The following is an 18255-nucleotide window of genomic DNA, read 5'->3' on the forward strand; positions in this document are numbered from 1 at the left end:
ATGAAATTCTCGCTCTTCGTCCATATGGAGCGCTCGGATCTGGCAAAGCCGCATTCCGAGCTTGTTGCCGAACTGGAGGATCTGGTCGTGCTGGCGGAACAGGCCGGCTTCGAGACCGCCTGGATCGGCGAGCATCACGGGATGGAATTCACCATCTCGCCCAACCCGTTCATCAACATCGCCTATCTTGGCGCCAAGACCAGCACGATCCGGCTCGGCACCGGTACGATCGTCGCGCCGTTCTGGCACCCGATCAAGCTTGCCGGCGAAGCGGCGATGGCCGACGTCATCACCGGCGGCCGGCTCGACATCGGCATTGCGCGCGGCGCCTATGCTTACGAGTACCAGCGGCTTTTCCCCGGGCTCGAAGCGTGGGGCGCGGGCCAGCGCATGCGCGAGATGGTGCCGGCGATCCGTGGCCTGTGGGACGGAGATTTCGAGCTCTCTGGCGAGTTCTGGTCGTTTCCCTCGACCACCTCGTCGCCCAAGCCGCTGCAAAAACCTTATCCGCCGATCTGGGTGGCGGCGCGCGATCCCAACTCGCACGATTTCGCGGTGGCCAACAAATGCAACGTGCAGGTGACGCCGCTCGCCTCCGGCGATGGCGAAGTGACCAGCCTAATGGAGCGCTTCAACACCGCCTGTGCTTCCCACCCGGAGATATCGCGGCCGGAAATCATGCTCTTGATGCACACATTCGTGGCCGAGGACGCAGCCGACGCCGATCGGCTGACACGGGACCTGTCGCAATTCTACTGCCAGTTCGGCGCCTGGTTCCAGAACGAGAAGCCAGTGCGCCAGGGCGTGCTGGAGGCGCTGACGGAGGCCGAGATCGCGGCCATGCCGCAATATGCGCCGGACAAGATCCGGCAAAATCTGGTGATCGGCGAAGCCGACGAGGTGATCGCCAGGCTCAAGGCCTATGAGGCGCTCGGCTACGACCAGTATTCTATCTGGATCGACAGCGGCCTTTCGCACGAGCGCAAGAAGAAATCGCTGCAGCTGTTCATCGACAAAGTGATGCCGGCCTTCCGGGGACCGCGAACGTGATGAGCACCGGCGAATTCAGGAACTACATAGACGGCAACTTCGTCGAAGGGGCAGCGACCTTCGACAGCATCGACCCGTCGACCGGCGCAACATGGGCAAAAATGCCAGCTGCATCAGCCGCCGACGTCGACCGCGCTGTCGAAGCCGCCCACCGGGCACTGCGATCCGGTCCGTGGGCAGCGATGACGGCGAGCGCCCGTGGCAAGCTTTTGGTGCGGCTCGGCGATCTCGTCGTCGCCAATGCCGATCGGCTGGCGCAATTGGAGACGCGCGATACCGGCAAGATCATCCGCGAGACCCGCGCCCAGATCGCCTATGTCGGTGACTACTACCGCTACTATGGCGGTCTCGCCGACAAGCACGAAGGCTCGTTTGTTCCCGTCGACAAGGCGGATATGGAGGTGACGATCCGGCCCGAACCGATCGGCGTCGTTGCCGCTGTCGTGCCGTGGAATTCGCAGCTCTTTCTGTCCGCCGTCAAGCTCGGGCCGGCGCTCGCCGCAGGCTGCACCGTCGTCCTCAAGGCGTCCGAGGATGGCCCTGCTCCGCTGCTGGCCTTCGCCGAACTCGTCCACGAAGCCGGATTTCCCGCAGGCAGCGTCAGCATCCTGACCGGCTTCGGCCATGATTGCGGACACCGCCTGACCAGCCATCCGCTGGTCGCGCGCGTCGCCTTCACCGGCGGCCCGGCGACGGCCCGCCAGATCGTCAGGAACACGGCTGAAAACCTTGCTTACACGACACTCGAGCTCGGCGGTAAAAGCCCGGTCGTGGTGTTTGCCGATGCCGATCTCGACAGTGCCGCCAACGCCGTCGTGGCCGGCATTTTTGCCGCCACCGGCCAGAGCTGCGTCGCCGGCTCGCGGCTCTTGGTCGAGCGCTCGGTGAAGGACGAGTTTCTCGTCCGGCTCAAGCGCAAGGCCGAGGCGATCCGGATCGGCGACCCTCAAGATACCGAAACCGAAATGGGACCGCTCGCCACCGCGCGCCAGCGCGACTGGATCGAGAAGATCATCACCGAAAGCCTGGCCACGGGCGGCCGGCTGGTCACCGGCGGCAATCGCCCTGAAGGCAAGGCGGACGGCTTCTACTATGCGCCGACGATCATCGAAGCGCTCGATCAGAGCCTCGCCTGCGTGCGCGAAGAACTTTTCGGTCCGGTGCTCAGCGTGATCGCCTTCGACACGGAAGCCGAAGCGCTGGCGCTTGCCAACGACACCAAGTTCGGCCTGGCGTCCGGCGTCTTCACCACCAATCTCGCTAAAGCCCACCGCATGGCGCGCGGCATCCGTGCCGGCGTGGTCTGGATCAACACCTACCGGGCCGTCTCGCCGCTGGTTCCGTTCGGCGGCTACGGGCAGTCCGGCCTCGGCCGCGAAGGCGGCATGGACGCTATCCGCGATTACACGCGCTCGAAATCGGTCTGGATACGCACCTCGGACGACCCGATTCCCGATCCTTTTGTCATGCGGTAGCCGCCGCTAGCCAGGGAACCGCGATCAAGGCGAAAACACCGGTCGCAAACAGCCAACAACGAAAACAAACAGAGGAGAACGACATGAAACTGATCATCACTGGCATCCTTGCCGCACTTCTGGCAACGACCACCGCCAAGGCCGACGAAATGGTATTCACCAGTTGGGGCGGGACGACCCAGGAAGCGCAGACCAAATCATGGGCCGACCCCTTCACGGCCGCATCCGGCATAAAAGTCCTGCAGGACGGTCCAACCGACTACGGCAAGCTGAAGGCCATGGTCGACGCCGGTAGCGTCAACTGGGATGTCGTCGACGTCGAGATGGATTTCGCCATCAAGGCGGCCAAGGACGGCCTGCTGGAACCGATCGACTTCAAGGCGGTGCCGAAGGCCGATCTCGATCCGCGCTTCACCACTGACCACGCCGTCGGCAGCTTTTACTATTCCTTCGTGCTGGCTTGGAACAAGGGCGCCGTCTCTGGCGAGCCGGCCGGCTGGGCCGACATGTTCGACACCAAGAAATTCCCGGGCAAACGCACCTTCTACAAATGGTCGGCGCCCGGCGTCATCGAGATCGCCTTGCTCGCCGACGGCGTTCCCGCCGACAAGCTATATCCGCTCGATCTCGACCGCGCCTTCAGGAAGCTCGACACCATCAAGTCCGACATCGTCTGGTGGAGCGGCGGCGCGGAATCGCAGCAATTGATCGCTTCGGGTGAAGCGGCGTTCGGCCAGCTCTGGAACGGCCGCGTCTTCGCACTTCAGCATGACGAAGCCGATGTCGGCGTCTCCTGGGCCCAGAACCTGACGGCGGCCGACGTCCTGGTGGTGCCGAAGGGCGCCAGGAACAAGGACGCGGCGATGAAGTTCCTCGCGGCGGCAAGCAGCCCCGGCGGCCAGGCGAAGTTTGCCGAAGCCAGCGGTTATGCGCCCATCAACACCAAGGCCAAGGCCGAGATGGCGGCCGACGTCGTGAAGTCGCTGCCGGACGCCCATGTCGACGGCCAGATCAATCTCGACATGAACTATTGGGCCGAGCACCGCGACGAGATCGCCACGCGTTGGTACGCCTGGCAGGCGAAATAAGCCTGTCCCTTGAACTGCCAGGGGCGGGACGGTCAGCACCGTCTCGTCCCACAGCTGGATCGCTGCCATGTCGGTCGAAACACGCCAGAGCCCATCAACATTTCGCATGCCGGCAGGCTTCAACGGCCTGCTGCCGTCGCTGGTCCTGATCGTTCTGTTCTTCGTCGTCCCCGTCGTGGCCCTGCTCTTGCGCAGCGTCACCGAGCCGGCGCCCGGCCTGCAGAACTACGCGACCCTGCTGGGCGACGGCACCTATGCCAGAGTGTTCTTCAACACCTTCCTGGTCGCGGCGGTAGTGACCGTCGTCACGGTGCTGGTCGCCTTTCCGGTCGCCTGGATGCTGGCGATCATGCCCTCCGCGCTGGCCTCGATCGTCTTCGGCGTCATCATTCTGTCGATGTGGACCAATCTCTTGACCCGCACCTATGCCTGGATGGTGCTGCTCCAGCGCACCGGCGTCATCAACCGGACGCTGATGGCAGCTGGCGTCATCGACCAGCCGCTGCCGCTCATCAACAACCTGACCGGCGTTACCATCGGCATGGTCTACATCATGCTGCCTTTCATGATCCTGCCGCTGGTCGGCACCCTGCGCGCGATCGATCCGATGACGCTGCGTGCCGCAGCCCTATGTGGCGCCAGCCCTTTCCAAGCTTTCCGCCGTATCCTTTTGCCGCTGTCCCTGCCCGGCATCGCGGCCGGCGCCCTGATGGTGTTCGTCATGTCGCTTGGGTATTTCGTCACGCCGGCGCTGCTCGGCGGTACGTCCAACATGATGCTGGCCGAAATGATTGCGCAGATGATCCAGTCGCTGCTCAACTGGGGGCTGGGCAGTGCGGCCGCCTTCATCCTGCTTGTCGTCACCATGGCGCTCTACGCGCTGCAGCTGCGCCTTGTCGGCGCCAGGCGCATGAGCGGAGGCATCTGAGATGCTGCTCGACTATGACCGGATGGGATGGCTGAAAATTGCCCTGCTCGGCTTCACCGCGCTGGTCGCTGCCTTCCTGCTCTTGCCGGTGGTTTTCATCGTCCTGCTCTCCTTCGGCTCGTCGCGCTGGTTGGCTTTTCCGCCACCCGGCTGGACACTCAAATGGTACCAGGAGCTGTTTGCCGACCCAGCCTGGCTGGAGGCGGCACTGACCAGCGCCAAGATAGCCGCCATGACCGCGATCTTCGCAGTGTTAATCGGCCTGCTTGCCTCCTTTGCGCTGGTTCGCGGACAGTTCCGCGGCCGCGAGATCCTGCGCGGTCTGCTGCTGACGCCTATGGTTCTGCCGGTGGTGGTCTTCGCCATCGCCATCTACGCCTTCTTCCTGCGCCTCGGTCTCGGCGGCACCACCATCGGCTTCGTCATCGCCCACACTATTCTGGCGCTGCCCTTCGCCATCATCCCGATTGCCACGGCGCTCGAAGGCTTCGACAAGTCGATCGAGGACGCGGCGATCGTCTGCGGCGCCAGCCCGCTCGAGGCCAAGCTCCGGATCACCTTGCCGTCGATCCGGATCGGCATCTTTTCCGCCGCCATCTTTGCCTTCCTCGCCTCGTGGGATGAGGTCGTGGTGGCGATCTTCATGGCCAGCCCCACCTTGCAGACCTTGCCCGTCAAGATCTGGGGCAGTCTGCGGTCGGATTTGAGCCCGGTCATCGCCGCCGCCTCCAGCCTGCTTGTCGGCCTCACCCTTGCCCTGATGGCGGTGACGGCACTGCTGCGCCGAAAGTTCCAGACATGACCCAGCCCTTCCTTTCCATCCGCAAGCTGCGCAAGGCGTTCGGCGCATTCACTGCGGTGCATGACGTCACCCTTGAGATCCCCAAGGGGGAATTTCTGACGTTTCTCGGGCCATCGGGCTCGGGAAAGTCGACGACCCTCTATGCCATTGCCGGTTTCCAGGACCCGAGCTCCGGCGACGTGCAGCTGGCTGGCAAGTCGCTGCTCGCCGTGCCGTCGCACAAGCGCAACATCGGCATGGTCTTCCAGCGCTACACGCTGTTTCCGCATTTGACGGTGGCCGAGAACGTCGCCTTTCCGCTTCGGGTTCGCCGCCGGTCCGAAGCCGAGGTGAAGAAGAAGGTCGCCGACATGCTGGCGCTGGTGCGGCTGGAAAGCTTCGCAGCGCGCTTGCCCAGCGCACTGTCGGGCGGCCAGCAGCAGCGTGTCGCGCTGGCCCGGGCGCTGGCCTACGACCCGCCGATCCTGCTGATGGACGAACCATTGTCGGCGCTCGACAAGAAGCTGCGCGAGGAAATCCAGGCCGAGATCCGCCGCATCCATCGCGAGACCGGCGTCACCATCCTTTACGTCACCCACGACCAGGAAGAAGCACTGCATCTCTCCGACCGCATCGCCCTGTTCCGGGACGGCCGCATCGAGCAGACCGGCAGCGGCGAAGATCTTTATCTGCGGCCGGCGACCGACTTCGTCGCCGGCTTCATCGGCAATTCAAATTTCCTCGCCGCCGAACATCTCGAAACCGCCAATGGAGCGGCAACGATCCGGCTGGCGGACGGTTCGGTCGTATCCGGCGTGAGCGTCAACGGCGCTTTCGACAAGGGTCAAAAAACCAGGCTGATGATCCGCCCGGAAGCGTTTGGCATGGAGCGAAAGCCGACGAGCGCGGAGCTCGCTGTCGAGATCGTCGATGTCGCATTCTATGGCGAACGCCGGCGCATCGTCGCGCGCACCGCCAACGGACAGGAAATCGACATCAGGCCGACCTCTGCCGCCATGCAGTCGCATGAACCGGCGCAGGCTCGCCGGCAGGTGTTTTTCGATCCGTCGGCGGCGTTCCTGTTTCCAGCCTGAGCTTTCGAAAAACTGACCTTAGGAAACATCCTGTCCAGGTTCGCAGATTGCCGGAACTGCGGTCGAGTGGGCAAAGCCGCCGAGCAGCGCCTGGCGCAGCTCGTTCCGCAAGCAGCGGCGCCTTGGCGCAAATCTTGCCGACAACCATCATGGACGCGGCGGTTGGCTGCCAGTCTGCGCCAAATCGGCTTTGTTAAGTATTTCAATGGAGCGATGTCGGCGCACAGGAGTTGAGGACCGTGATTATCAATTGTAGGTAGAAACCGATGTCGCTACCTAGGGGTGTTTTGGTTGTCGAAGACGAACCTCTAATCCGCATTGACATCGCGGACTTTCTTCGGAGCGAAGGATTTCTGGTTTTCGAGGCTTCCAATGCCGACGAAGCCATCGCCATACTCGAAACAGGTGTAATGATCGAAGCGATGTTCACCGACATCGACATGCCGGGCAGTATGGATGGCCTGAAACTTTCGGCCGCTGTTCGCGATAGATGGCCGCCCATCAAGATCGTAGCGACATCAGGCCATCGCATCGTGGCGGCAGCGGATCTCCCGGAAGGGAGCGCGTTCTTCGGCAAGCCATATGACCACGCGGCCGTAGCAGCCTGCCTGCGAGGTGTCCTGTCGCTCTGATCGCAATGACGGAGGCTGGCCAACCCTTAGTGAACGGTTAGGCCACCGAGGACACTGAAGGATCTATTGCGCAAGGCGATCAGGCTGGACTTTCAGTGTGACAACAAGACCATCCTTTGCCCAGTCGTAGACAATCGTGCCGCGCAGATGACCAGTTACGCTGCGTTCGACCAATTTGCTTCCATATCCTGGAGCAGCGGTCGGCGCCTTGACTGGAGGCCCGCCACTTTCCGTCCAGACGATCGAGACGGCCTCACTTTGCGCCGAGCAAGAAACATCCAGCGTCCCAGTCTCGGTCGACAGAGCGCCGTATTTGAGGGAATTGGTTGCAAGTTCATGGATGATAAGCGCGAGAATCGTTGTTGAAGACTCGCCAACGCTCATCCTGGGCACCGCAACCCGAATTCGACCGCTGAAAGCGCCCAGATCATCATAAGGCGCCAGAAGTACTGTCAAAAGATCGCCTAGCAGCGCCGAAGCGGCCTCGGTTTGACCCGGCACGGGCCTGACGAGATCGTGGGCGCGGCCCAAGGCAGTCAGCCTTTGTGTCAACTCGCGCGCCATGTCGTTGGTCGTGGTCGTCGAACGGGAAGTTATAGCGGTAAGGCCGGAGGCGATGGTCAGCAGGTTCTTGACGCGGTGGCTCATTTCGCCAGCCAGAAGCTCCCGACCTTCCTCCGCCTGTTTTCTCCCCGTGACGTCAATGAAAATGCCGAACATCAGCCGCTGGACCATCCCTTCATCGTCGCCTTGCCCTCGGGCGGAGATCCATTTGAGCTCGTCGCCGATCATGATCCGGAAATCGATCTCGTAGGGGCCTACAATTGCCCGCGTCGCGTTGAACGCGGCTCGCACACGGTCGCGGTCGGCAGGATGGATGTGCGCGGATAGATCTTCAAATTTGACGTCCGTAGCACGCGATATGCCCCACAGGTCATAGGCCCGATCATCCATGGCCAACGCATCGCTGTCCACGTTCCACGACCATAGGGTGACGCCTGCGGCTTCGATGGCGCGGATCAGGTTCCTGGGCTCCCATAGGAGTGGTTTCAGATGTTCTGCTGTGGTTTTCATGGATGCTCGCAAGATCGCAAGGGTGGTTTTGACGAATGGCCAAAAGGGATCTCAGATCCAGTTATTCCAGGTCTGAGAAAAAGTCGCAGATCAGATCGGCAAGTTTGGTTGCCTCAAAATCCGTCATGCGGGCGGCTGTTTCCACGGCAGCCGTTGCGAGATCGTCCTGATCGACCGCCAAAAGATCAAGAATTCGGGCAAATCTGATTTTGAGTTCATGCGCGCCTTCGAATTCGTCGATCGTGACCTGAAGAATCCTTGGTGTAGCATCGATCAAACGGGTTTGGATGCTGTCAGGCGACGATGCAAGGATACGTATAGCCGCGAAAAACTGTTCGCGCGCATTGGTGTATATTTCGTCCATGGGGTACCTTCTTCGCTGCCGGCACGCCCTGGACGCGGGGCATGAAGCGCGACGTTCAAGAGCTGAGAGATAGGGCGTGCTGTTTTCGGCACCGCTACGGTCGCTGAGGCTGGATCGCTGGGATGGTTTCGGACCCTCCACGTTAGGAGGGCAACCTTAGGTACCATAGATCTCCACCATTACCCAGCCCTCTGGGACAGCGCGTTTTCCCGACGCACGTGCTGGGACGGCGATCAGGGGTATGGCGAGATGCACATGGCGACGCATCGCGTTAGCAATTCCATGCACGACCAAGCAGGGTGTCAGCCGCTTTAGCGTTACCGGCCGCCGCCTGCTTTGACGTGTTACGTCGTCAATAGCCCTTTGGGCGGCCCTCAACGTCTGCATCAGTTCGCATCTCGGCGTCATCTATTCCCAACGCTCCGTGCATAGGGACGACAACGGAATACTCGTTGACGATCTCGCCTGCACTGATGACAGGTTCATCAGCAATTTTCCGGTCAGCATCCGTCGCAAGCTGGAACCAAACTCCGTATGGAGTGTTGAGGTGGGCTCGTTCCGCGGGGTGGGACGGATAGCACCTCTAACGCGCTTTGGCTTTTGGATAGCGGATCGGCTATGGACTAGTCGCCGGTTGCGGGCACGAATTGCGCTGCGGAAAACGAAGCCTGGAGGATCACATGCATCTGTCGAACGAGAGCATAATAGTTATATTGGTAGTGGGACTTATTGCCGGATGGTTGGCCGGAAAAATTGTGCGGGGCGCCGGTTTTGGTGTGATCGGAGACATCGCAATCGGGATCATCGGCGCCTTCATAGGGGATTGGCTGCTGCCCCGCGCAGGCGTCCATCTGGGAACCGGAACGATCAGCCTGATCATCAATGCAACCGTCGGCGCCATTGTACTTCTCCTTATCATCCGCTTGGTTGCTGGTGGAGGGCGTTTCGGAGGCGGATGGAGGGGTCGGTGGCGGTAGCCATCTCCCGTCGGCAGGGTGATCCGCCCTTGATCCATGAGCCGCACTCAGGCGAAGAGAGTGGCTGCTACAGCCTCTGTATCATAGGTTCGCGACCTGATTCTTCATCTGCGCCGGTTAACCGGTTGTAGCCGGCCACATCGGAGACCAGGATGGCTGCTATTTGCGGATCTCTCTCATCTCACCTTCAATCTGAGTTGGCGATCCAACACAGCTTCCCCGTCGCAACAAGGCGACGACCGAACGATGGGGTCGGATATCAACGGCCGATATCAGGCGCAAAGCTGTCGTTTCGTCGTGGCAGAAACGAGCCGGCTTCGATTCTCATCCGAGCTCATGGATCGTTACGCCCGGCACAACGGCCCTGGCTATCTCGCAAAGGTGCTGGTGACGGGTGAGGTAGATTACCTGGCCCGCACTTGCCATTTCAACGAACAGCCTGAAAACCTCTTCGGACCGGACATGGTAGAAGGGTACGGAGGGTCGGAACTGGGCGAACTCATACTATCCTGCAAGCCTGAGCGCCAGATAATGCTGGAAACGCGCTCCCTTTGACAGTGCATCGGCGACCTTGGACTGCCCATCGCGCTGCATTGCGATGAGCAATTCACCAGCCTTCACCGGTTGAGTTGTCAGGCCCGAATACTGGCCGCGCGTAATGAGCGCGAAGGCGTCCGAGGCAGGCCCCATCATCCCGGAGCGGTGACGCCCCGCGGTAGGCACGAAGCGCGTTTCCGGCCGACATGACACCCGTGGGAGGAGCCATGTTTCAAGGCCATGTCGGCTGCATCGATCGCTTGGTCCAAGTTGTCGGTAGCTCAAAAGTTCGTCGATGGCGCTGCGCGGCCCGCCGGATGCCGACGACCAGCCCGCCGGCCACGCTAAGCACAAGCGGTATCGTTCCGCTGCGCATGCCGACGCCGCCGTGGTGCGAGCAAGCACCGCGCCTGCCGATTGAGCTGGAATGCGTGCCGTCGCTGCATGTTGTCTCCCCACGAAATGGGAGCAAGCAGATCATCAGCACGATGAATTTTGCAGAGCCAGCAGCCCAGGGGCTATTGCTGAAGCGGCGGCAAATTCTTCTGAGATGGTGAAGCATGCGGGCAGTGCATAATTGTTCGAACCCCGATGGCCAAGCCAAAAACCGCTGCCCCCCGCGGCCAAGATGGCGCAGCAGCCCTCAACACGCTCGCCGGCAATGGGTCGCCTTTTGACGCGGATCCATTCAGTTTCGCGCGCGGAAGAACGGCAGCTTTGCGCCCAATACCAGACGTTCGAGTGAACATCTGGTGATCCCAAAAGCGGTCGTCCATAAGCAATGGCCAGTTTGGCAGCTACGACAGCGCGCACTTTATGAACCGGTCCGCGATGTCTCCCAGGAACATCTGATTCACATAGTGCCCGGTCGCTTCAGCGTGCGAGCGGGCCAAACGCGGCAGCTCCGTTACGGCGCGCTCGACATCATCGAGACTGATCGGTTTTTCCGATTCCGGAGGATCGATGCGGACGACGTTTTGCTTTCCGACGAGAAGGTAGGCTTGGCCAAGGGCATTGTGAGACTGGGCCTTCGCCGCCGCGCGAAAGATCATCGGCGCCTTTCCCAGGCCGGGAAAGATCCAGCGCCAGAGCCCACCGTTCCGGACGCCTTCGTCCAGCCCAAGGACCTCGTCACCGGTGCCGATGGACAGAATGCGAATCTTTTCTCTCCGGAGATCGTAGCAGGCAAGCGCATCGACCACGGCGTTCATGACAGGATTGTTCGCCCAGATGCCCCCGTCGATCATGATGTGGCCGTCGTTCTCGACTCCGGGGTAGTATCCCGGAGCCGCCGAAGTGTGGAGTGCCACGTGCGCTGCCTTCGCGTGCCGATCCCTCTTGTAATCGGGGTGGTGCGGGGTTTTGTAGATGTAGGGCTCGCCGTAACGGCCCTCGAAGCTCGGAATCACGAGACGCGTCGTCGCATCGTCCAGAAGACGCTCGCCGAACACCTTCAGCAGTTCGTCCTTCAGGACGCTCTGGTCGTTCTTCGGACGCTGCAACCACCGTGGGAGATCGAAGATCCCTTTGCCCCTCGGAAAGATCACAGATCCGCGCTCGGTGTAGATCGCGGCACCCTGCCGGGCCGTCATGCCTGCGGCGAGTGCCAGCGCGATGATGCCGCCGGTCGAGGTGCCGGTGATCATGTCGAAATGATTGGCAATCGACTGCCCGTCCAGGAAACGCCTTTCAATCTCGGCGAGATAGGATGCGCCGAAGACGCCCTTGATGCCGCCGCCGTCGATTGACAGGATGCGAAAGATCCGGCCTTCCGGCCACGGCTCCTTCTTCCGCGTTTGCTGAAGAGTGCCGTCCGATCGGCGAGGCGGATGATAGGTCATGATGCAACTCCTGCTGCACGAGGGGTCGGGTGACGCCCGCCACCGGTCCAGCGCCCGGTCATGAGCCACAACTCGTAGCAGGCGAGCCAATCGGCGCTCCAGGGGACGATCGTCCGGGCCAGGTGCATGGTTGCATCCCATTCACCCGCCGACGGGTCGTAGAGACAGAGTCTCGGGTCGTCCTCACGATCATAGACATGGGGAAGCGAGCCCTCCGGATTTTCCGGCAGCCTAATCAGAGCCGGAGACAGAACCCGCACCTCGGGCGCATAGTCCACCCGGTAACGGATCTCGATCCGATGGACCTGGAATTGCTTCAGGTCACCGGTCCAGCGAGCCGCCCCGTCTCGGCGGGAAAGGTGACCGACCCGAAAGCCGGGCCAGTCACGCTTCATTGAAGCGATCTGCTCCTTGATCGAGATTGGTCGACTATTCATCAACCGGATCTCCGAAGAAGGTGTGCGGCTTGGCGGCGACCGGAGCCACCGACGTGACAATCGTGGCCGCAGCAGGCAGGAGAATGCTGCCCTTCTTGCTGTAGACCTGAGACCCTGCGACGATCGCAGCGCCGGTGGCGTCCGCCGTTCTGTCGGCCGCGCGCGTCACCACGCGGTCGCCAAACATCTCGCGCAGCCAGTTGCGAAGGCTGACGGGGTCCAACTCGCCGCGTTTGGCGCGCTCGATGCCGGCCACGAGATCGTGGAGATAGCGGGCGAACTGGTTCTGCTGATCCAGGTTCTCCGGCCAGCGGTCTGTGAAGACGTCGGCGCTGTAGGTCGGATTGACGACTTGAAGCTTCTGACGGTTGATCGTCGCCCGCTCGATCTCGCCGATGATCCACCGGCAGATGCGGATCAACATGTCCGAGAGCTTCATGTCGGGAAGCGCAGCCGCGCCGGCAAAGTATGACAGCATGACCGACGGTGGGATGCGGCCACTGTAGTTTGCATAGCGAACGTTACGATAGCGCTTCAGCAGTTGCAGTGCGACGGTTGCCATGTTCTTCACTACGAACTGCGTCTGATCGGGAACTTCGTCGACATCGGCGTCCGCGCGGATGTTCAAACGATGGTCGCCGAACCAGCGGTCCCTGAAGGCTTCAATCACGCGTTCCTCGTTCGGTGTGCGCGCCTTGTACCATCCGGCATGGCCGTAGGCGTTCATCGGAACCATGCAGTCGTCGTTCGACGGGAGCGGCCCCTTCGCATGGGTGATCTCCGACTGGCGATCGGTGGTGCCGTAGTCGCGAAGCGCGGGCGTCACGTCGAGATGCATGTTGTCTGCATAGAACAGCGTGACGCAGCGGGTCTGCTGAACGATCTTCTGAACGGGATAGTCCTTAAGGGCCGCGGCGAGCGCCTTGAGGATCGCGAGCGGTGTCATGTGGCGAAAGCGACCGCCGAGCTGGGCGACAATGTCGATATCATATTCATCGTCGGTGCCGCGCGTGGAGATGGTGGCGTCGATCGCCATCGATCCCTGTGCATAGAAGTGCTCGATCTGATCATGGAACGGCGTCGTGCCTTCCAAGTACTCGCGCACAGCCTTGTAGCGTTGGCAGGCCTTGCCATGGAGGGACGGCGGCAACTGAACGCTGAAGGCGATTTCCGCCAAGATGCGATCAAGCGGATCTTCAAAGGGGTTCTTCCCCTGGTATGCGAATGTAGTCATAGTTATGTTCCTGAATTAGAAGGTTTCTGAGCTGCTTGGGAGGCGCTCTAAAAGGAAAGCGCGGGGCATCGGAATTCAGACAATTTTATTTTTTGTCCGAATCCGTTTCGATGAGCGCATAACATTCATGAGGAGAGTCGACGGGATGTTGTGGGAGACGTCGAATGGATGCCGAAATCGGCATTAAGCGCATACCTTGCTCGGAAGAGGGGGTAAGCGAATTCTTTGATCGGATGACGTCTGTGCAAAAGCGGGACGCTTATCAGTTTGCGGTCAAATGTTCGGCGGCGTGCCTTGCCGACGCTCACGAACTGATCAACGAAGCCTTCGTGAGGATGTGCGACGGGCGCCGTACGCGCCTAAGCGACAATAACGACCTGTTCCCGGTTCTGATGGGCACGATCAAGAGCCTGGCTTCCGACCGTCACTTCGTCACGGAACGCGCACGGATCCGGCGCATGGGCTCCGGGAAGGAAAAGGGCAAGTATGGCGTCGTTGAACGAGACGCCGATCACGGGAGCATTAAGATCGCCTCGGCCATCGCCGATACCGACGAAGTCACCGATCGAATGGATCCAGACGAATATCGGAAGGCTCTGCTTGCCGATATCGCCGGCGATACCGAGTTCGAGTTGCTTTTTGAGGGCATGTCCGTCCCGTTCATCGGAAAGGACTTGGCCGAATGGATGGGAATGGACACAGTTGCGCTGGCGACGGTTCGGAGGCGCTTCAAGAGGCAGATGCTACAGCTCGGTAAGAGGCTGTCGGGGGTAGCGCGCTAGCGCTAAGCAGATTGGAAGGTCCGCATGTCAGGGAAAGATAGAGAGTGGCTCGGTCACCTGCACGAGTTCCTAATCGACGAGATCGTGCATGGCAAGGATGACGAGCCGATAGATGAAGCCGACGTCAGAGCCTTCGACGCTGCGGTTGCAGTAGGACGCTCGCGCCTGGCCAAACTTAAGCTCGAAGCAGCACGACAGGCAGTTCGTTCGGACGTGTTCGCGTCCGCCCCGATTTCCGATTTGGAAATGGAACACGCAAAGCGGCGGCTCACCTCGCTGAGGACCGGAGCCAATGATGACGACGCTAATCTGACACTTGCCGCCCGCTTTGGTCAGGGCGGCAATGAGGACGATGACGGTATGCTCGAAGACATTGCCGAGCTTGAGCGCGATCGCGACGACAATAGTGGCAAATGATGAAACGGCCAACAAGAGCCGAAGGTCTGCTTCAGTCTTTGGGCATCGACGAGCCCAAAGATATTGATCTCGAAGCGATCGCGTGGCACGTCGGCGCCAAGATTAAGGTTCGTCCCTTGGTCAATTGCGAGGCCCGCATCATCGGGCTTGACGACAAGGCGATCATCTCGGTGAACGCCGCCTCGCCTCCAGAGCGGCGGCGGTTCTCGATCGGACACGAACTGGGGCATTGGGCGCATCATCGCGGACAGTGTGCCGTGTGTCGCGCGGCTGATATCGGGAACTACAGGAACGAGCAAGCGACAAAGGAGAGGGCCGCCGACGCATACGCCGCCGATCTTCTCATGCCGTGGTACCTCTTCAAACCTGCGGTGCGCCTTCAAAAACGCTTGGACATCAATGCGCTGCGGGCCGTAGCCGTGCTCTTCTCAGCGAGCCTGACCGCAACACTAATCCGGATGATCGATAGCGATCAGTTCCCTTGCAGCATGGTCGTCACTCACCGCACATCCGGCAAGCCTTGGGTCACGCGGGCTCCCTCGATGCAGCGTCGCTGGTTTGCTCGCGAGGACCTCGATTCGGGCTCGTTCGCGTTCACAATGATGTACGGCAATGATGCTCGAACAGAAGGTTTCCCTCGGAAGATCGGCGCGGACGCATGGTTCGATCATCACTCGGCAGCTGAGTTCGAGATCACCGAGCAATCATTCAAGCTACCAACTGGTGACGTGGTTACGATCCTCAATCTGCCTGAAAGGATGGCTGGCTGACCGGAGTGCCAATTGTTCATTTCCAGGGATGATGACCAGTTATTTTCTAAGCCACGTTACCAAAAGCTGACTTTCCGCTGCCGGCCCCATTTCGGCCTTTCAATGACGTGCTTCACCACGCAGCTATCCGCCGTTTTTGACGTCTCGCGCCTTTACACCGCGACGTTCTGCATACTCGATCAACGCGAGCTCAATGACAGCGGTTACCGAACGACGTTCCGACTCTGCGAGTTGTTCAGCCAGAGCTAGCACAGATGGGTCCAAACGAGTTGTGAATGGCTTTTTTATCATTGTCGCTTTTCAGCTTGAACTTTGGGCAGAAAAAATGCATAACAAAGCACGTGCGGTGCACATGCATCGCACGGGCGACGATCGATCAAGGTCCAAGAGACTTTGATCGGCCTGACCACAACCGCGCTGGCAAGGGATCGGATCATGGCTGATTCCGACGATACCACGACTTTGCCTCTCGTCATCCGCAGGAGGGTGCTTGGGCAATTGCAATTGCGAGCGGAATCCCTCTTCCCCGCTAACTGACGTTCAAACCTGAGGATCTAAGAGCCGTACGCCTTCGCCCTTTTGACCAGCGGACAAGAATTCGACACCTGCTTTTATCAGAGCCGCCTCAATGGCCTGCAAAGTGCTGATCCGGGAATCTACCGTGCCGTTTTCCAACCGGACCAACGCATTCAAAGACACAATTGACTTGTCGGCAAGCTCCTGCTGCGACCAACCAAGCAAAGCCCGTGCGGCTCGAATCTGTCGTGGACTGACCATAAGTCCACAATCGGCAGGCAGATTTTCTTTGCCACCAATAGGGTAATTTTGAACCCTATAAGGTATTTTTAGTGGCGATTCGACCTGCAGATCACATCGGTGCGAAGAGCCCGGCGCGTAGCGACAGACTCTCTGTTCGGCTGACTAGTGGAGGATCGAAAGGCCTTGTTGAAACAGCAACGCTCCGTCCTCCTTCGGACGGGGCCGAAGCCAAATATCGACAGAGACCCTCATCTCGCCGATCAGCATGTCGGCAGGCAGATTGCGACCGTTCGCGTCCAGTCTGACGTATCGCAAGCCCAGCTTGCCCGATCGATAGGCATCAGCTTCCAGCAGCTCCAGAAATATGAGAACGCGCGGAATCGCGTGAGCGCTTCGATGCTCTACGAGATCGCCAGCTCGCTCGGCGTTCCTGTCAGCCGCTTCTTCGAAGGCCTGCCGGGAAACGATGAGACCCGCGTCGAGGCGCGGCCCCTCCCGGTCGATGAGCGCCTGGATTTCATTGCCAGCGCGGAGGGCCGGCGCCTGATCGAGGGGCTTGTCAAACTTCCGCCGCGTGTGCGCGGTCGCGTCTCGTCCCTAATCACAGCGTTAGGAGAAGAACTGGCCGTGATGGACACAAAGGCGGATAGCGAGACAGCCGGCGAATCCGCGCCGGCTGAATTAAAGACGCCCTGAGGGCAGGCGGCTTGTCAGCCGAATTTTCGTGCAGCGGGCACGGCGATGCGGCCGCAAGCCGAGGACACTTCGATTTCGACCCCGAACGCCCGCGAGCGGGTCGCGAATCCCTCGAGGACCTCTCTCGCCGCGCTTCCCGTCACGGCGACGGGCACCAGTCTGCCTGTTGCCGATCCGAGAGACTGAGGGTCCGAACCGATCGCGACGGGCAAGAGATCTATGCCTGCGAGGTTTCCACCCGCATCATAGCGGCACGCGGCGACGATGCTTTGCCAGACTTCCGGTGGGTTCCATTCGGTTTCGTCGGGGTGGACGTGGAATAGGAAGTTTCCGAGGCCGTAAAAGATCGGGGAGCCATTGTAGATTTCCACGGCCTGCAGCACCGGAGCGCCGTGGCTGACGAGCAGGTTCGCGCCGGCGTCGATGCACATCCGCGCAAAGGTCTGCACCCAGCGGGGCACGTCCTGCCAACCTGGTTCCCAATGATGGTGGTGCAGATAGGCAATGACGAAATAGCCTTGTGCCGCCGCGTGCCGGATGGCGGACAAATGGACACTCGCGCTCCACTGATCGACTTCGATCAGCCGGCCGAAATCGGCGGCTTGCGTGAACACGGTGCCGTAGAAATTGATCTCCTTGCCGGCCGCCACCTCCATCGGGTCCTCCGGTTGCGCATAGTTGGCCAATTCAAACGGGGAGCTTTGCAAATGAGCGCCCAGCCTTGCCAGTCGCCGGAAATGTCCGTCAGGCACCCCTATCTTGCGAACGGTGTTCAGGCGATTGACGCCGGGCCGAGCCGGCCGGAAGGCCGTTCGGTCTTCGGCATACATGTTGGTCGGGCCGGGGCCTGCATCCATCGCAAGAAGCGCGACCTCGCGCGCGCCCAGCCGGCGGCGACCCGGTTTCCTGGCGTCAGTCTCGTCGGCTCCGATGCCGGCATGCAGGAAACCGCGTGCTTCCACTTCCTCCAGGGTCGAGAGGATACCGCCGGCGCCGAGATCGAAGGCGTGGTTGTTTGCCAGAGCAAGCGCGTTGAAACCGATGGCCTGCAATGCGTCGAGCACTTCAGCCCTGGAATATCCGAAGTATTTGCCCTTGGTCGGCCACCCGCCGTGCTTGCCCAGGATCGTCGACTCGAAGTTGGTAAAGACGACGTCGCCTTGGCGCAGGAAATCCGTAACCGCGATGAAGCGTTCGTCTTTGAGGTCACGGATGTCGTGCTTGATCAGGGATTGGCCGGTAACGACCGCGCAGAACTGGTCTTTCATGGAGCTCGCCTTGAAGGAGGGGAGGGCGCTGGCGTTCCGGCCGGCACCTCG

At 60.7% G+C, this 18255-nt stretch carries 20 protein-coding genes and 1 pseudogene; 13 read left to right on the forward strand and 8 right to left on the reverse strand.

All coding sequences use genetic code 11. The annotated features are described in order from the left end of the window. The 7 genes from X733_RS163530 (at position 1) to X733_RS163500 (ending at position 7048) form a co-directional block, all read left to right on the forward strand. Complete coding sequence (locus X733_RS163530; RefSeq protein ID WP_023817356.1) at positions 1-1050, forward strand: LLM class flavin-dependent oxidoreductase; 1050 nt, start codon at positions 1-3, stop codon at positions 1048-1050. Further along, positions 1050-2525 (forward strand): aldehyde dehydrogenase, encoded by a 1476-nt coding sequence (locus X733_RS163525; RefSeq protein WP_023817357.1) that lies wholly within the window; start codon positions 1050-1052, stop codon positions 2523-2525. Before X733_RS163530 ends, X733_RS163525 begins: the two co-directional genes overlap by 1 nt. 83 nt (positions 2526-2608) lie before the next feature. Beyond that, entirely contained in the window at positions 2609-3613 is a 1005-nt protein-coding gene (locus X733_RS163520) for an ABC transporter substrate-binding protein (protein WP_023817358.1), read from the forward strand. A 67-nt stretch (positions 3614-3680) separates the two neighbouring features. Further along, on the forward strand, positions 3681-4541 hold the full coding sequence (locus tag X733_RS163515) for an ABC transporter permease (RefSeq protein ID WP_023817359.1): 861 nt from the start codon (positions 3681-3683) through the stop codon (positions 4539-4541). A gap of 1 nt (position 4542) precedes the next feature. Then, positions 4543-5343, forward strand: a complete 801-nt coding sequence (locus tag X733_RS163510; RefSeq protein ID WP_023817360.1) for an ABC transporter permease — start codon at positions 4543-4545, stop codon at positions 5341-5343. Beyond that, positions 5340-6416, forward strand: coding sequence for an ABC transporter ATP-binding protein (locus X733_RS163505; RefSeq protein ID WP_023817361.1), 1077 nt, complete (start codon positions 5340-5342; stop codon positions 6414-6416). The genes X733_RS163510 and X733_RS163505 overlap by 4 nt, the downstream gene beginning before the upstream one ends. 287 nt (positions 6417-6703) lie before the next feature. Next, positions 6704-7048 (forward strand): response regulator, encoded by a 345-nt coding sequence (locus X733_RS163500; RefSeq protein ID WP_348625852.1) that lies wholly within the window; start codon positions 6704-6706, stop codon positions 7046-7048. Positions 7049-7111: 63 nt separating this feature from the next. Here the strand turns inward: X733_RS163500 and X733_RS163495 are convergent, their stop codons facing one another. Beyond that, positions 7112-8122: a sensor histidine kinase gene (locus tag X733_RS163495; RefSeq protein ID WP_023817363.1), complete on the reverse strand. Its 1011-nt coding sequence runs from the start codon at positions 8120-8122 to the stop codon at positions 7112-7114. A 61-nt stretch (positions 8123-8183) separates the two neighbouring features. Beyond that, entirely contained in the window at positions 8184-8486 is a 303-nt protein-coding gene (locus X733_RS163490; RefSeq protein WP_023817364.1) for a hypothetical protein, read from the reverse strand. A 680-nt stretch (positions 8487-9166) separates the two neighbouring features. Between X733_RS163490 and X733_RS163485 the strand changes: the two genes are divergently transcribed. Then, positions 9167-9463 carry a GlsB/YeaQ/YmgE family stress response membrane protein gene (locus tag X733_RS163485; RefSeq protein WP_023817365.1) on the forward strand — a complete coding sequence of 99 codons (297 nt, stop codon included), beginning with the start codon at positions 9167-9169 and terminating at the stop codon, positions 9461-9463. A 324-nt stretch (positions 9464-9787) separates the two neighbouring features. On the opposite strand, the pseudogene X733_RS1000000170585 reads toward X733_RS163485, so the two are convergent. Beyond that, positions 9788-10171, reverse strand: a pseudogene (locus X733_RS1000000170585) (hypothetical protein); the annotation flags it as partial. A 56-nt stretch (positions 10172-10227) separates the two neighbouring features. On the opposite strand from X733_RS1000000170585, the gene X733_RS1000000170105 reads away from it, so the two are divergent. Further along, positions 10228-10557 carry a hypothetical protein gene (locus X733_RS1000000170105; RefSeq protein ID WP_196813680.1) on the forward strand — a complete coding sequence of 110 codons (330 nt, stop codon included), beginning with the start codon at positions 10228-10230 and terminating at the stop codon, positions 10555-10557. 240 nt (positions 10558-10797) lie between these two features. Here the strand turns inward: X733_RS1000000170105 and X733_RS163475 are convergent, their stop codons facing one another. From X733_RS163475 to X733_RS163465, 3 genes are read right to left on the reverse strand one after another with little or no spacing between them, the layout of a single operon-like run. Then, positions 10798-11841 (reverse strand): CBASS cGAMP-activated phospholipase, encoded by a 1044-nt coding sequence (locus X733_RS163475; RefSeq protein ID WP_023817368.1) that lies wholly within the window; start codon positions 11839-11841, stop codon positions 10798-10800. Then, positions 11838-12278, reverse strand: coding sequence for a hypothetical protein (locus X733_RS163470; protein WP_023817369.1), 441 nt, complete (start codon positions 12276-12278; stop codon positions 11838-11840). Before X733_RS163470 ends, X733_RS163475 begins: the two co-directional genes overlap by 4 nt. Beyond that, the gene (locus tag X733_RS163465) at positions 12271-13512 is read right to left on the reverse strand and encodes a cyclic GMP-AMP synthase DncV-like nucleotidyltransferase (protein WP_023817370.1); all 1242 of its coding nucleotides are present in this window, start codon (positions 13510-13512) and stop codon (positions 12271-12273) included. Before X733_RS163465 ends, X733_RS163470 begins: the two co-directional genes overlap by 8 nt. Before the next feature lie 164 nt (positions 13513-13676). On the opposite strand from X733_RS163465, the gene X733_RS163460 reads away from it, so the two are divergent. From X733_RS163460 to X733_RS163450, 3 genes are read left to right on the forward strand one after another with little or no spacing between them, the layout of a single operon-like run. Next, complete coding sequence (locus X733_RS163460; protein ID WP_023817371.1) at positions 13677-14294, forward strand: hypothetical protein; 618 nt, start codon at positions 13677-13679, stop codon at positions 14292-14294. A gap of 24 nt (positions 14295-14318) precedes the next feature. Next, positions 14319-14711 carry a hypothetical protein gene (locus tag X733_RS163455; RefSeq protein WP_023817372.1) on the forward strand — a complete coding sequence of 131 codons (393 nt, stop codon included), beginning with the start codon at positions 14319-14321 and terminating at the stop codon, positions 14709-14711. Then, complete coding sequence (locus X733_RS163450) at positions 14708-15481, forward strand: ImmA/IrrE family metallo-endopeptidase (protein WP_023817373.1); 774 nt, start codon at positions 14708-14710, stop codon at positions 15479-15481. The genes X733_RS163455 and X733_RS163450 overlap by 4 nt, the downstream gene beginning before the upstream one ends. Before the next feature lie 540 nt (positions 15482-16021). Here the strand turns inward: X733_RS163450 and X733_RS163445 are convergent. After that, entirely contained in the window at positions 16022-16258 is a 237-nt protein-coding gene (locus X733_RS163445) for a helix-turn-helix domain-containing protein (protein ID WP_023690246.1), read from the reverse strand. A gap of 165 nt (positions 16259-16423) precedes the next feature. On the opposite strand from X733_RS163445, the gene X733_RS01000000165775 reads away from it, so the two are divergent. Continuing rightward, positions 16424-16936: a helix-turn-helix transcriptional regulator gene (locus X733_RS01000000165775; RefSeq protein ID WP_081740608.1), complete on the forward strand. Its 513-nt coding sequence runs from the start codon at positions 16424-16426 to the stop codon at positions 16934-16936. Positions 16937-16950: 14 nt separating this feature from the next. On the opposite strand, the gene X733_RS163440 is transcribed toward X733_RS01000000165775, so the two are convergent. After that, entirely contained in the window at positions 16951-18204 is a 1254-nt protein-coding gene (locus X733_RS163440) for a CapA family protein (RefSeq protein WP_023690244.1), read from the reverse strand. Positions 18205-18255 lie beyond the last annotated feature (51 nt).

It is taken from the genome of Mesorhizobium sp. L2C066B000 (assembly GCF_000502335.1).
Lineage (GTDB): Bacteria > Pseudomonadota > Alphaproteobacteria > Rhizobiales > Rhizobiaceae > Mesorhizobium.